We start from the raw sequence: 15589 nt of genomic DNA on the forward strand, positions 1-15589 counted from the left end.
CGACGGCGGGGCGTCAGTCCATGCCGCGGAGGTCCAGGACGAGCTCGGTGTCGCCGTCGGCCTGCAGGACCACGGGGATGCCCCAGTCCTGCTGGTACAGGTGGCAGGCGGCGTGGTCCGGGATCTCGCCGTCCTCGGTCTCCGGGCCGTCACAAGCGGCAGCGCGGGCGGTAATGTGCAGCACGCCCTCCGGAATCCCGGACGAGAGCTCCACGGTGCGGAGCAGCCCCACGGAGGTTCCGCCGCCGGACACCAGGAGCTCCGGCGGGGTGGAAGAGATCTTGAGCTGCGTGGGGTCGCCCCAGCGGTCGTCCAGTTTCTGCCCGGTGGGGGCGGTGAACCGGACAGTGAGCTCCAGCGGGCCGGGCGCCACAGGGCTCTTGGGCCGGTGCGTCTGGGACGCGCCCTCGTCCACCTGCTGCGCTTCCTTGGGGATGGGGACGTACACCAGCTGGTGCTGGTTGGCCTCCACTACTACCAGCAGCGGCTCGGAACCGGCCGAATGGGTGTGGTCCACGATGACGTCTGAGGGTTCCAGGAGTCCCCGCGCCAAGGTTGAGACGGTTCCCGCCGAGGGGTCGTAGCGGCGCACGGCGCCGTTGTAGGTGTCCGCAATCGCCACGGAGCCGTCGGGGAGGACTGTCACGCCCAGCGGGTGCTGCAGGCGCGCTTCAACGGCAGGACCGTCGCGGAAGCCGAAATCGAACAGGCCCTTGCCCAACGCAGACTCCACGGTGATGCTGCCGGCATCGTCGATCACGAGCTTCCGGAGCGCCGACGTCTCGGAATCGGCCACCCAGATGTTGCCGTCGCCGTCCTCGGCCAGGCCGGAGGGCTGCGCGAACCAGGCTTCGTGGGCGGGGCCGTCCAGGAGGCCCTCCAGGCCGTTGCCGGCGATGATGTCCACTTCGCCGGAGACGGGGTCGAAGCTGAAGATCTGGTGGGTGCCGGCCATGGCGATCACCACGGCGTTGAGCTTGCGCGACCAGACCAGGTCCCACGGCGAGCTCAGCGACACCTCGAGGGGGTGCCCGCTCAGCCGGCCGGTGAATCCGGCGGCGTCCTCGTCCACGCGTGCGGGGCCCGTCTCCAGCAGGCGCTGGACACCGTTGCCGGCGAGCGTGGAGGCCTTGCCGTCCGTGAGGGACAGTCCGCGCAGGCGGTGGTTGACGGAGTCTGCAATTACGACGTCGTAGCCGACCTTGGCTGCCACATCCTCCGGCAGCAGGACCAGGCCCTGGGGTTCGTTGAACTGCGCCGTTGCGGTATCGCCGGCCGCCGGGCCGTCCGCATAGCCCTTGGTGCCGGAACCGAAGGTGGCCAGGACCGTCGTGAAGTCGGTGCCTAGTTCCACCACCCGGTGGTGCCCGGTATCGGTGACCAGCCAGGAACCCTTCTCCGCAGCATCCTTCACTGCGGCACCTGCTGCGGGGCCGCCGTCGGACGCTTCATCTGCGCCCGAGCCGCGGCCGGCGGGCAGGAAGAGCGCCTTGCCGGGGAACCGCAGGGTGCCCGACGTCGGTTCGGGCGCCACATAGGGGCCGGAACCGCGGTGGAGGGTGCCCTTGGCCTCGTGTTCGGCGATGAGCTCGGGGATCAGCACTGCCAGGCCGTCCGCGTGGCCCTCGCCCGACAGGTGCGCAACGATGTAGCCTTCGGGGTCGATGACCACCAGGGTGGGCCAGGCGCGGGCGGTGTAGGCCTTCCAGGTGTCCAGCTCCGGATCGTCGAGGACCGGGTGGTGGATCTCGTAGCGTTCCACGGCGGCGGCCAGGGCCACCGGGTCGGCCTCGTGCTCGAACTTGGGTGAGTGGACGCCGACGGTCACCAGGACGTCCGAGTACTCCTCCTCCAGGGGACGCAGCTCGTCCAGGACATGGAGGCAGTTGATGCAGCAGAACGTCCAGAAGTCGACCAGCACGATCTTGCCGCGGAGGGCCTCAAGGTCCAGGGTCTTGCCGCCGGTGTTCAACCAGTTGCGGCCCACCAGTTCAGAGGCGCGGACCCGGGCGTGGGTGCGTACGGTTTCGCTCATCAGCGTCCTTCCAGCTTGTTGCGTTCAGCCAGCTTGGCGTCGCGTTCGGCCAATTTGGCAAACATATCGTTGTAAGCGGTGAGATCGGCGTCGTTATTCCTGTCCGCGGCCCGGTCCACCCGCTTGGTTTCCCGTGCGTCGGAACGGGACCACATGATGGCGACGCCGATCGCCACCAGGAGGGTGGGCACTTCGCCGATGCCCCAGGCCACTGCGCCGCCCTTCTGCTGGTCCACCAGCGCGGAGTCTCCCCACGCCCGGCCCAGGTTGCCGAAGTAGTCGGCGGCCAGGAGGTTGTCCCCGCCCATGATGGCGACGCCGAAGAAGGCGTGGAAGCCCATGGTCGCCAGCAGGAGGAGCAGCCGCAGCGGATAGGGCGCGCGGCGGGGCAGCGGGTCAGTGCCGATCATGGTCAGGATGAAGATGTAGCCGGTCAGCAGGAAGTGCACGATCATCAGCTCATGGCCCACGTGCTCACGCATGGCGAAGCCGAACAGGTCCGAGTAGTAGAACAGGACGATCGAGCCGGCGAAGTTGGCCGCCGCGAAGAGCGGGTGCGTCACTACCTGCGAGAACTTCGAGTGCACGAAGACCAGGATCCACTCGCGTGGCCCGCGCGAGCCGTCACCGCGGGGCTGCAGGGCGCGCAGCGCAAGCGTGACCGGGGCGCCCAGCACCAGGAAGATGGGGGCAACCATGGTCAGTGCCATGTGGTCCACCATGTGTGCGGAGAACAGTATGCGGCCGTAGACCGACGGCGGCCCGGAGGTGATGTAGGTCAGCACCAGCAGGCCGATGACCCAGTTGATGGACCGGAACCACTGCCAGGAGTCGCCGCGGCGGCGGATTTTGGCAACGCCCAGGAAGTAGGACACCAGGCCAAACAGCGCGAACGCGATCCACAGCCAGTCCAGGCGCCATTCCGTCAGCCACCGTTCCGCGGTCAGCTCCGGGGGAAGTTCGTAGCCGGTGAGGATGAAAGCGGGCGAGGCGTCCGGCGCGTAAGTGGTGGGCTGCGGCGGGGCTGAACGGCCCAGTGCGACGGCGATGCCGGACGTTCCGGCCATTACCAGGAGCTCCGCGAGGATCAGCTGCCAGAGCACCCGGCGCGACGACATCGTGTTGCCTTGGCGGCCCAGCTGCGGGATGACCCACTGGCGGTGCATAAAGCCGATTCCGCCCAGCACCAGCGTGGCGGCGGTCTTGGCCAGGATCAGCTGGCCGTACGCGGAGCCAAAGAGGTCGGCCCAGCTGGTGATGCGGATGCTCGCGTTGATGACGCCGGAGGCGAGGACCAGCACGAACGCGAACCCGGCGAGGCTGGAGAACCTCTTGAGCGTGGCCTCGGTGATGTCGCCCGCAGCCCCTGCCTTGGCACCGGTCAGGATGCCGGAGAGCAGGGCCAGCATGATGATGCCGCCCACCCAGGTGCTGACGCCCACCAGGTGCAGGCCCAGGGAGTTGATGGCGCCCTCGTGGTCGGATGAGCTGGAGGAGTGTCCGATCAGGGCTGTGGGCACGAGCCCTATCAGTGCCAGCATGAGCGTGAGCGCCAAGCCCCCAAGCGACCTGACGCCGAACAGCGCTGTGGTCACCACGGCAGCGATGATGGTGACGGCCAGCCAGGCACGGCCGGTTTCGATGTCGGTCATGAAGTACACGAGGGCCTGGGTGAACTCGGCGTCACCTGACAGGCCTTGGCCGGCCACGTCCGCGTAGGTGAGGACCAGGACTGCGATGGCCGAGAGGGTCCAGGCTGCGCCGGCGGCCGCCGCTGCCGCCAGGGCCCTGCTGAAGGCGGGGTGTTCCGGACCTTCACTCCCCTCGGCCCTGTCCCTGCTGCGGGGGGCCAGGCTCCTGGGCAGGATGCCGACGGCGAAGACCAGGCCGCCGATGACCGTGGCCAGTGAAATGTTGTGGAGGGCCTTGCTGACGGGGAGTCCCCATCGCACCAAGGCACCCGGATCAGCAACGCCCCGGGTGGCGGCCGCACCTGAAAAGATCAGGGCCACTGTCAGGCCGAGGAACAGGGTTGCCAGTCCCGCGAGCTGCCAGGGCAGGGAGACACCCAGGGCATCACCGCCCGGCCCCCGTCCGCCTTTGCCGGCGGGCAGGGGTGTGGTGGATTGGGATTTTGCGGCAGAAGACACCACTCCATTGTCCGCTACGCCTGCCCGGGCCGCGAATCTGCTGATCAAGGGGCAGGGCCCATGCAAAAGGGCGGCAACCGGATGGTTGCCGCCCTTTTCTGTCCGGTCCGCCGCTAGGATGGCGGACCGGGAAGAAGTTGCTTACTTCTTGTTGGAGACCGCAGCCTTCAGCTTGGAGCCGGCGGTCAGCTTGACGCTGTGGCCTGCTGCGATCTGGATGGTCTCACCCGTCTGCGGGTTGCGGCCGGTGCGTGCTGCACGGTCGGTACGCTCGACGGCGAGCCAGCCCGGGATGGTGATCTTCTCGCCCGCGGCGACGGAAGTCTCGAAAACCTCGAACAGTGCGTCGAGGACGGAGTTGACGGCTGCCTGGCTGGTGCCGGCCTTGCCCGCTACCTCTGCAACAAGTTCACTACGGTTCTTAGCCATTTATGTCCTCCTGGACGATCATGATTCTGGAGCCTATACGCGGCATGCGCACAAGCCACTGTTCGAAAACTTACCAGCTTGGACGGTCGAGGGCGGCAAATTCCGCGTGTTTCCGCGACTTTTTGAGGTTAATCACCGGATTTTGGGGGGTTTGCGGGCCTTCAGGCGGCCGATCCTCCATCAAATTCCACGCCCCGTACCCCTTCGGGCACGCTCTCTCACCTCCTGCAAGGCCTGGCGGGATGCTCTCTCATTTGTGGCGGGTTTCAAAACCTACTCGCCGGGGGTTTGGTGGTTTTAAATGCGGGAGGCCCCAACCTGGTGGTTGGGGCCTCGACCGTGATGTGTTGTCCGGCGGTGTCCTACTCTCCCACACCCTCCCGGGTGCAGTACCATCGGCGCTGTGGGTCTTAGCTTCCGGGTTCGGAATGGGACCGGGCGTTTCCCCCACGCTATGACCGCCGTAACCCTTCGACCCGTCACCACCGGTGACGGTGGTGTGGGAAATCTTTTGTGGTTACAACGTGCTCCGGTTAGGGAGCTGTGGTGTTGTATTCAATTATTGGTTGGTTCCTTCAACCGTTTCCCGTTGTGTTGGGTTGTTGGTTGGGAACCACATAGTGGACGCAAGCAGTTGTGCTGTTTTGTGGTGTAAGTTGTTGGCCTATTAGTACCGGTCAGCTTCACGAGTCGTTAGTCCTCGCTTCCACATCCGGCCTATCAACCCAGTGGTCTGGCTGGGGGCCTCTCACACCCGAGGGTGTATGGAAATCTCATCTTGAAGCGAGCTTCCCGCTTAGATGCTTTCAGCGGTTATCCCATCCGAACGTAGCTAATCAGCGGTGCACTTGGCAGTACAACTGACACACCAGAGGTTCGTCCGTCCCGGTCCTCTCGTACTAAGGACAGCCCTTCTCAAATTTCCTGCGCGCGCAGCGGATAGGGACCGAACTGTCTCACGACGTTCTAAACCCAGCTCGCGTACCGCTTTAATGGGCGAACAGCCCAACCCTTGGGACCTACTCCAGCCCCAGGATGCGACGAGCCGACATCGAGGTGCCAAACCATGCCGTCGATATGGACTCTTGGGCAAGATCAGCCTGTTATCCCCGAGGTACCTTTTATCCGTTGAGCGACGGCCATTCCACAATGTACCGCCGGATCACTAGTCCCGACTTTCGTCCCTGCTCGAGATGTCTCTCTCACAGTCAAGCTCCCTTGTGCACTTACACTCGACACCTGATTGCCAACCAGGCTGAGGGAACCTTTGGGCGCCTCCGTTACTTTTTAGGAGGCAACCGCCCCAGTTAAACTACCCATCAGGCACTGTCCCTGACCCGGATTACGGGCCGAAGTTAGATGTCCAAAGTGACCAGAGTGGTATTTCAACGATGACTCCACCCGAACTGGCGTCCGGGCTTCAACGTCTCCCACCTATCCTACACAAGCCACTCCGAACACCAATACCAAACTATAGTAAAGGTCTCGGGGTCTTTCCGTCCTGCTGCGCGTAACGAGCATCTTTACTCGTACTGCAATTTCGCCGAGTTTATGGTTGAGACAGCGGGGAAGTCGTTACTCCATTCGTGCAGGTCGGAACTTACCCGACAAGGAATTTCGCTACCTTAGGATGGTTATAGTTACCACCGCCGTTTACTGGGGCTTAAATTCTCAGCTTCGCCTTGCGGCTAACCGGTCCTCTTAACCTTCCAGCACCGGGCAGGAGTCAGTCCGTATACATCGTCTTGCGACTTCGCACGGACCTGTGTTTTTAGTAAACAGTCGCTTCCCCCTGGTCTCTGCGGCCCCGATCCCCTCCCGGACGCATGGTCCGTTCAAGGTTGGGGCCCCCCTTCTCCCGAAGTTACGGGGGCATTTTGCCGAGTTCCTTAACCATAATTCTCTCGATCGCCTTAGTATTCTCTACCTGATCACCTGTGTCGGTTTGGGGTACGGGCGGCTAAAACCTCGCGTCGATGCTTTTCTCGGCAGCATAGGATCACCAAATCCCCCCAAACGGGGGTCCCATCAGATCTCAGGCATTATGAGTGGCGGATTTGCCTACCACTCGCCCTACATCCTTAGACCGGGACAACCATCGCCCGGCTCGGCTACCTTCCTGCGTCACACCTGTTAATACGCTTGCCTCCCAGGATCAGGTCCTGCGCTCCACCAAAACCCTTCACCCACAAGGGGTGTCGGGCAGGTCTCGGGCAGTTAGTATCCCCTGTTCAACATGGGCGGTTTTTCGCCGGTACGGGAATATCAACCCGTTGTCCATCGACTACGCCTGTCGGCCTCGCCTTAGGTCCCGACTTACCCAGGGCAGATTAGCTTGACCCTGGAACCCTTGATCATCCGGCGGACGGGTTTCTCACCCGTCTTTCGCTACTCATGCCTGCATTCTCACTCGTGTAGGCTCCACCGCTGGTTTCCACCGCGACTTCACTGCCCACACGACGCTCCCCTACCCATCCACACTCCTGAACCACAAAGGCTTAGAACACGTGTGAATGCCACAACTTCGGCGGTGTACTTGAGCCCCGCTACATTGTCGGCGCGGAATCACTTGACCAGTGAGCTATTACGCACTCTTTTAAGGATGGCTGCTTCTAAGCCAACCTCCTGGTTGTCTGAGCAACTCCACATCCTTTCCCACTTAGCACACGCTTAGGGGCCTTAGTTGGTGGTCTGGGCTGTTTCCCTCTCGACTATGAAGCTTATCCCCCACAGTCTCACTGCTGCGCTCTCACTTACCGGCATTCGGAGTTTGGCTGACGTCAGTAACCTTGTAGGGCCCATTAGCCATCCAGTAGCTCTACCTCCAGCAAGAAACACGCAACGCTGCACCTAAATGCATTTCGGGGAGAACCAGCTATCACGAAGTTTGATTGGCCTTTCACCCCTACCCACAGCTCATCCCCTCCATTTTCAACTGAAGTGGGTTCGGTCCTCCACGACGTCTTACCGTCGCTTCAACCTGGCCATGGGTAGATCACTTCGCTTCGGGTCTAGATCACGCCACTCACACGCCCTATTCAGACTCGCTTTCGCTACGGCTGCCCCACACGGGTTAACCTCGCGACGTAACACTAACTCGCAGGCTCATTCTTCAAAAGGCACGCCGTCACAGTTACTATGCGATTACTCGCGACTGCTCCGACGGATTGTAAGCACACGGTTTCAGGTACTGTTTCACTCCCCTCCCGGGGTACTTTTCACCTTTCCCTCACGGTACTGGTCCGCTATCGGTCATTAGGGAGTATTTAGGCTTATCAGGTGGTCCTGACAGATTCGCACGGGATTTCTCGGGCCCCGTACTACTTGGGATACTCTCACAGGCGGCACAAACGCATTACGGTTACGGGACTAACACCCTCTCTGGCCGGCCTTTCAAAACCGTTCACCTATGCGCGCACATCACACCCCACCAGCCCGGCAGAACTGGTATGGAAAGTCCCACAACCCCGACCATGCAACGCCCGCCGGCTATCACACATGGAACGGTTTAGCCTGATCCGCGTTCGCTCGCCACTACTAACGGAATCACTATTGTTTTCTCTTCCTGCGGGTACTGAGATGTTTCACTTCCCCGCGTTCCCTCCACGCACCCTATGTGTTCAGGTACGGGTCACCAAGTCACTCGCGCGCTTGGCGGGGTTTCCCCATTCGGACACCCTGGGATCACAGTCCGGTTATCGACTCCCCCAGGCTTATCGCAGATTCCTACGTCCTTCTTCGGCTCCTAATGCCAAGGCATCCACCGTGTGCTCTTAAAAACTTGACCACAAAAGATCAACAACAAAAACACTCGAGAGAACCACAGAAACCGCCCACACCCCATCAACCCCCGAAAGAGTCTCAAACAATGCGGCCAGATCCAGGTTCCAATTCTTGGAAATTGCTTATCCACGAAAAACCCCAAAGGGCTCCTCATGGAAGATGCTCGCGTCCACTATGTAGTTCTCAAACAACAACCCCACACCACACACCCCACACACCAACCCCCCACAAAAAAGGAGGCCAACAGCGCATGAAACGACGTGGCAGGGAAACCAGAAACAAACAAACCCCGGGGAACCAAAACCCCCCGGCCCTGTTGCCTCAGGACCCAACAGTGTGCCAAACACGAAACCACCCAACCCCCGGCCCCGCCGTTCCAGGACACACACCCCAAGGGGGATGCATCCGTACTAGACAAGAACCAGAACCAGGCAGCCGCTATTTGTTGATATTCCACCCATGAGCACCCGCCGCAGAACTAGCGTCTGCGCAACGGGCGTACTCCTGACAACACCACACCCCGCCATACAGCAGAGAATGATAATTGTGAGGCGCTCCTTAGAAAGGAGGTGATCCAGCCGCACCTTCCGGTACGGCTACCTTGTTACGACTTAGTCCCAATCGCCAGTCCCACCTTCGACGGCTCCCTCCCACAAGGGGTTAGGCCACCGGCTTCGGGTGTTACCAACTTTCGTGACTTGACGGGCGGTGTGTACAAGGCCCGGGAACGTATTCACCGCAGCGTTGCTGATCTGCGATTACTAGCGACTCCGACTTCATGGGGTCGAGTTGCAGACCCCAATCCGAACTGAGACCGGCTTTTTGGGATTAGCTCCACCTCACAGTATCGCAACCCTTTGTACCGGCCATTGTAGCATGCGTGAAGCCCAAGACATAAGGGGCATGATGATTTGACGTCGTCCCCACCTTCCTCCGAGTTGACCCCGGCAGTCTCCTATGAGTCCCCACCATCACGTGCTGGCAACATAGAACGAGGGTTGCGCTCGTTGCGGGACTTAACCCAACATCTCACGACACGAGCTGACGACAACCATGCACCACCTGTAAACCAGCCCCAAAGGGGAAACCACATTTCTGCGGCGGTCCGGTCCATGTCAAGCCTTGGTAAGGTTCTTCGCGTTGCATCGAATTAATCCGCATGCTCCGCCGCTTGTGCGGGCCCCCGTCAATTCCTTTGAGTTTTAGCCTTGCGGCCGTACTCCCCAGGCGGGGCACTTAATGCGTTAGCTACGGCGCGGAAAACGTGGAATGTCCCCCACACCTAGTGCCCAACGTTTACGGCATGGACTACCAGGGTATCTAATCCTGTTCGCTCCCCATGCTTTCGCTCCTCAGCGTCAGTTAATGCCCAGAGACCTGCCTTCGCCATCGGTGTTCCTCCTGATATCTGCGCATTTCACCGCTACACCAGGAATTCCAGTCTCCCCTACATCACTCTAGTCTGCCCGTACCCACCGCAGATCCGGAGTTGAGCCCCGGACTTTCACGGCAGACGCGACAAACCGCCTACGAGCTCTTTACGCCCAATAATTCCGGATAACGCTTGCGCCCTACGTATTACCGCGGCTGCTGGCACGTAGTTAGCCGGCGCTTCTTCTGCAGGTACCGTCACTTTCGCTTCTTCCCTACTGAAAGAGGTTTACAACCCGAAGGCCGTCATCCCTCACGCGGCGTCGCTGCATCAGGCTTGCGCCCATTGTGCAATATTCCCCACTGCTGCCTCCCGTAGGAGTCTGGGCCGTGTCTCAGTCCCAGTGTGGCCGGTCACCCTCTCAGGCCGGCTACCCGTCGTCGCCTTGGTAAGCCATTACCTCACCAACAAGCTGATAGGCCGCGAGTCCATCCAAAACCACAAAAGCTTTCCACCAACCACCATGCGATGGAAGGTCATATCCGGTATTAGACCCAGTTTCCCAGGCTTATCCCAGAGTCAAGGGCAGGTTACTCACGTGTTACTCACCCGTTCGCCACTAATCACCGGTGCAAGCACCGGATCATCGTTCGACTTGCATGTGTTAAGCACGCCGCCAGCGTTCATCCTGAGCCAGGATCAAACTCTCCGTTGAAGTAAAACAAAAACAGACACAACCAAAACCAGTGGAAATAACACCAGCAAAGGCTGCACAAAATTTGAAACCAGCTGTAAAACCAAACCAATGCCACAGGGGCGGCACGATCCGGCAATTCAACCAATCACATTACATAATCGGTATCAACAAACTTGGCACACTATTGAGTTCTCAAACAACAGACACACCCGGCACCACCACCAGCATCACAGCCAGCGGATCGCTCCGGAGCAACTTTTCAAACTTACCCGACCGCCGAATACTTTGCAAATCCGCTTTTCAGCAGCTGCAGCATTCGTGATCAGCCCCCACCGGGTCAAGGCACGCTAGCGAGCGGGCCATTTTCCAGGCTGTTTTGAAGGGGTTTGGCCGCTATTTTTCCGCTTCAGCGGCGGCGACTCAGAAAACAATACACGTCGCCGGACCCCACTGCAAATCGCCCCTGTTTGAGGGTTCGGGCCCCCCGGAATCCCCGTAATGGCGGGGATCCCGGGGTCAAGCAGAAGGGCAAGCCGTACTGAACCGTGGGCGGTGGGCAATTATGGGGTGGCTCACATCGGGGGTCCCCTCACATCCGGAAGACGAGGGTGAACTCTGCCGGCCGGGGCTTCAACCGGTACGGCTCCAAGACCCCTGGCCCGCAGGCCGCGGTGCCCACGCCCCGTTGCACATGGTCGAGGTACACGTATGACCTGCCATCCGCCGCAAGCTCTGGCCGGTGGGCCGCCGCGTCAAGGACTGCCATGCTGTAGGGCCGGACTGTGAGGGCAAAAGGCTCGCCCGTAATCTCCAGCGGGCTTCCGGCAACGTCCAGGGAGGCAGTACGCACCCCTGAGCGCGCCCCTGATTCCTGGGGGCGGACATAGTCCACGTCCAAGTCGGCGAGCGGAAGGGAGAACCATCCGGTACGGGCCCCTTGGCCGGTGTCCGGATAACTCTGGTGCGGGCCCTTCCCGAACCAGCTCACTGCTGACGTCTCTCCAGCGAGGACAAGCTCCAGTCCGATGCGGGCCCATTCCACCTCAAAGCCGGCGTTGTCCCAGGTCCCTTCCGGGCGGACGTGCGTGTGGAGAGCCAGGGAGGCGCCGTCGCTGGTCCAGCAGTACTCCACCTGGACTCCGAACTGCTTGTCCGCGGCACCCACCCGGGTACGGACCGTGAGCCGCTCACCGCCGTCGGACGTAACCTCGGATCTGATGCCGACGAGCCTGGTGTGCAGCCGGTTCAGCCCGGCGTCCTTCCACTGGGTGGCGAGCGGGCGCGGGTCCGCGCCGCCCCATTCCCTGCCCAGGTCGTTGTCGGTGGGCGCCCACCACAGCACCAGCCCCAGCTTTTCCACCGGCACGTCTCCCAGGAAGGTGGGCATTCCGGTCATCCGGCTGAACCGTGCCGGCCCCAGCCGCAGCTCATCGTCCGAAACCAGCACACGTTCGGTCGTTGCAGTCTCAACAGCACTGGGAAGCAGGACGGACTGGCCCCATGCGATTTCGTGGCCGGCGGCAGCCCAGGAAGAATCGGCCGCAAGAACGGCGCGAACCGTCAGTACCGCCGCCTGTCCGGCACGTGCAAGCTCAGCGGCGCTGTCCGCGACGGCGGTGGGCAGGGGAACCGCCGTTTCGGACTGTGGCGGCAACGGCGCGAACTGCACCGGTCCGGCGTCCAGCAGGCCGCCGTCGGACTCCACCGTGTAGCGGAACTCATACGCGGAGGTGTCGGCGAAGTCCTGCAGGTTGCGGATCCGGAACCCGGACCAGTCATCGGCCACCTCAAGCCTGAGCGGCTCGATGACCTTCTTGAAGTCCAGTAGTCCCGGCCGTGGTTTGCGGTCCGCGTCCACCAGGCCATCCGTGACGAAGTTGCCGTCGTGAATTTCCTCACCGAAATCACCGCCGTAGCCGAAGTACTCACTGCCGTCAGCAGAGTTCAAGGTGATGCCGTGCTCCAGCCACTCCCACACGAAACCACCCATCAAGCGCGGATACCGCTCGAAGAGCTCCTGGTACTCGCTCATGCCGCCGGGGCCGTTCCCCATGGCGTGCACGTATTCGCACAGCACAAAGGGCATAGCCCGGCGCCGGGCGTCCAAGACCGCGTCCTCGAGGGGCGGTTCGATACCCTGTCCGATCAGCGCCGTTTCATCCTGGCTTGCGTACATGCGCGAGTAGACGTCCACGTAGGGCGAGGACCAGTCCCCCTCGTAGTGGATGGGGCGGGAGGGGTCGCGGTCCTTGGTCCAGCGCGACATGGCGGCAAGGTTCCTGCCGGTTCCGGCCTCGTTGCCGAGGGACCACATGATGACGGACGGATGGTTCTTGTCCCGTTCCACCGTTCGCTGCATCCTGTCCAGCAGCGCGGGTTCCCATTGCGGATCGTCACTCGGGTTCTGCGCCCAGCCTGCACTCTCGAACCCGTGCGTTTCCAGGTCGCATTCAAGGACTACATAGAAGCCCAGTCGGTCGGCAAGCGCCAGGAATTCGGGGTGCGGCGGGTAGTGGGACGTGCGGATGGCGTTGATATTGTGCTGCTTCATCAACCGCAGCTCGGCCTCCACCACATCCTGGGGAACAACGCGGCCCAGGCGGGGGTGATGTTCGTGGCGGTTGACACCCCGCAGGAGGATGCGCCGGCCGTTGACCTTGAACTGGGCATCCTCAATAGCGATGCTGCGGAAGCCCAGCTGCAGGCGGACAGTTTCGCCCGGAGTGCTGACCGATGCTTCGTAGAGTTTGGGCAGCTCAGCCGACCAGGGTTCGACTCCGGGTATACGCACATCCGTTCCAGCCGGCAGTTCCAGACCCAATTCGGGAACGCGTACGACGGCGTCAATCCCCTGATCGCCCCGGCTCGCCTCGACGCGAAACACGCCTTCGCGGTTTTCGTGGTCGTAGCCGGCATGGACGAACACGTCATCGATGCCATCCGCGGGCCGGGCCTGGAGTGTGACATCACGGAAGATTCCCGGGAGCCACCACATGTCCTGGTCTTCGACGTAGCTGGCGGCCGAGAACTGGGCCACCCTGACGGCAAGCGTGTTGGTCCCTTCCACCAGGATGCCCGAGACATCGAACTCGTGGGGCAGCCTGCTCCCGCGGGTGGTTCCCAGCTCTATCCCATTCAGCCAGATGGTTGCGGCTGACTCTATCCCGTCGAACCGCAGCACAGCATGGGGCATGAACGCGGGTCCGGCCTCGAAGGTCCGTAGGTGGTCCCCGATGGGGTTTGCCTCAGGAACGTGCGGCGGTTCGACGGCGAAGGGGAACTGGACGTTGGTGTAGGCGGGCGCACCATGGCCATGCATCGGCCAGCTGGACGGGACGGGCAGGGTGGTGAAGCCGCCAAGGTCTTCGCCCAACTGCCAGCCGGCGGCCGGCGCAGAGCGGATTCCGGGGCTCAACCGGAAGTGCCATTCACCATTCAGGGAGAGCTTGGGCGCGCTGCTGGAAAGGTAGGCGCGTGCCGGGAGCGAACCCCGCCCGGGTTTCACCGACGACAGCTCCCGTACGGCCGCTGCCCCCACGTCGAGACTTTCCGACCCCTGCGCGGTGCCGAACGTCAGGGTATTTCCTGCTGTTGTGAAGGGGGGCTGGGCTGGCATGGTATTCCTTGCGTGATAGGCGGGCCGTACTACGTGAACGTTCACGAATCTCAACAAGCGTAACCGTTGCCGCGCCCCTTGAATAGGCTCTCAGGCAGATTGACGGACGATGAGTTCGTGCCGGAGGGTCAGCGAAGCAGCGGGACTGCCGGGCTCCACCGCACCGGAGAGCAGGGCTTCCACGAGGTCGACGGCGGCCCGTCCCACCGCACGCAGGTCAAGGGCGAGGGTGGTCAGCTCGGGAGTGAGGAGTTCGCCCAGCGGAATGCCATCCATGCCGATCACGGCACAGTCTCCAGGGACAGACCTTCCTGCACTGTGAAGAGCCTTCAGTACACCCGCCGCCATGACGTCATTGAACGCCAGCAGCGCATCCAGTCCGGGCTCTTTCTCCAGCAGACCCCCAATTGCGTCCCGCGCGGCCGTTGCGGACGGGGAAGCATGGATCCTTGCCAGCGGGATACCCGCTGCTGCAGCAGCCGCGGCAACAGCAGCCCCACGGCTCCCGGCCGGACCGCCCTGGTCCGAGTCGAGGAAGGCCACCTTGTGTCGGCCAGTGCTGGCCAGATGGTCCAGGGCGAGCCCGGCCGCGTAGGGGTAGTCGAATCCGATACTGCCGGCGGAACTGCCGCCCGGGCAGTCCAGGCCCACCACGGGCCGACTGCCCATGAGGGACTGCGCCTCGGCCGCATGTTCCCCCAAGTACCCGATCAAGGCGTCAACCTGGGGTGCCAGCCGGCTCACGGCGTCGAGGCCACTGCCTGTCCCGTGCCCGTAATCATCCACGACGACGTTCCAGCCCCGCTGCGTGGCCGCTTCCACCACGCTTGACGCGAAAGCAGGGAAGTAGGGGTTGGTCAGGTCCGGGATCGCCAGGCCTACCGAGGTCCGAGCGCCTTGGACAAGCCCTTTTGCGAACCGGCTTGGGGAGTAGCCCAACTCCACAGCGCATTTCTGCACCCGCTCACGGGTGGCCGCACTGATGCCGGGCATGTCATTCATGGCCCGGGTAACGGTCTGGCGGGAGACACCTGCAGCAGCCGCGACATCCAGGATGGTGGCGCGCCGGCCGGGAGCATCTGCTGAACGGGTCATGAACCGAGTCTAGGTGCCAGGCAGGCAGCAATCCGGCGGCGGCCCTAGGTACCAGTGCCTGGGGGTGTGTGGTGGTTAAAGTCGTAGGGCCCTGACATTCGCTGTCAGGGCCCTACTAATGTTATGTCCGGCGGTGTCCTACTCTCCCACACCCTCCCGGGTGCAGTACCATCGGCGCTGTGGGTCTTAGCTTCCGGGTTCGGAATGGGACCGGGCGTTTCCCCCACGCTATGACCGCCGTAACCCTTTGACCCGTCACCACCGGTGACGGTGGTGTGGGAAATCTTTGTGGTTACAACATGCTCCGGTTAGGGAGCTGTGGTGTTGTATTCAATTATTGGTTGGTTCCTTCAACCGTTTCCCGTTGTGTTGGGTTGTTGGTTGGGAACCACATAGTGGACGCAAGCAGTTG

5 protein-coding genes and 4 rRNA genes are annotated in these 15589 nt (G+C 62.2%); all 9 read right to left on the reverse strand.

All coding sequences use genetic code 11. The annotated features are described in order from the left end of the window. Positions 1–13: 13 nt before the first annotated feature. Positions 14–2035 carry an NHL domain-containing thioredoxin family protein gene (locus ACJJV6_RS06835; RefSeq protein WP_407710226.1) on the reverse strand — a complete coding sequence of 674 codons (2022 nt, stop codon included), beginning with the start codon at positions 2033–2035 and terminating at the stop codon, positions 14–16. Then, positions 2035–4188 (reverse strand): cytochrome c oxidase assembly protein, encoded by a 2154-nt coding sequence (locus tag ACJJV6_RS06840; protein WP_407710476.1) that lies wholly within the window; start codon positions 4186–4188, stop codon positions 2035–2037. The genes ACJJV6_RS06835 and ACJJV6_RS06840 overlap by 1 nt, the downstream gene beginning before the upstream one ends. A 138-nt stretch (positions 4189–4326) precedes the next feature. Further along, on the reverse strand, positions 4327–4614 hold the full coding sequence (locus tag ACJJV6_RS06845; protein ID WP_009358243.1) for an HU family DNA-binding protein: 288 nt from the start codon (positions 4612–4614) through the stop codon (positions 4327–4329). Between the two features lie 349 nt (positions 4615–4963). Beyond that, a 5S ribosomal RNA gene (gene rrf, locus ACJJV6_RS06850) occupies positions 4964–5080 on the reverse strand. A 180-nt stretch (positions 5081–5260) separates the two neighbouring features. Continuing rightward, positions 5261–8401: ribosomal RNA gene (locus tag ACJJV6_RS06855) — 23S ribosomal RNA — on the reverse strand. A 558-nt stretch (positions 8402–8959) separates the two neighbouring features. Beyond that, a 16S ribosomal RNA gene (locus ACJJV6_RS06860) occupies positions 8960–10484 on the reverse strand. The 16S, 23S and 5S rRNA genes sit together here, the layout of an rRNA operon. A gap of 571 nt (positions 10485–11055) precedes the next feature. Then, positions 11056–14082, reverse strand: coding sequence for a glycoside hydrolase family 2 TIM barrel-domain containing protein (locus tag ACJJV6_RS06865; protein WP_354177416.1), 3027 nt, complete (start codon positions 14080–14082; stop codon positions 11056–11058). A 90-nt stretch (positions 14083–14172) separates the two neighbouring features. Beyond that, on the reverse strand, positions 14173–15177 hold the full coding sequence (locus ACJJV6_RS06870) for a LacI family DNA-binding transcriptional regulator (protein WP_009359651.1): 1005 nt from the start codon (positions 15175–15177) through the stop codon (positions 14173–14175). 125 nt (positions 15178–15302) lie between these two features. Then, a 5S ribosomal RNA gene (gene rrf / locus ACJJV6_RS06875) occupies positions 15303–15419 on the reverse strand. Positions 15420–15589 lie beyond the last annotated feature (170 nt).

The organism is Arthrobacter nitrophenolicus, from assembly GCF_045833485.1.
Lineage (GTDB): Bacteria > Actinomycetota > Actinomycetes > Actinomycetales > Micrococcaceae > Arthrobacter > Arthrobacter nitrophenolicus.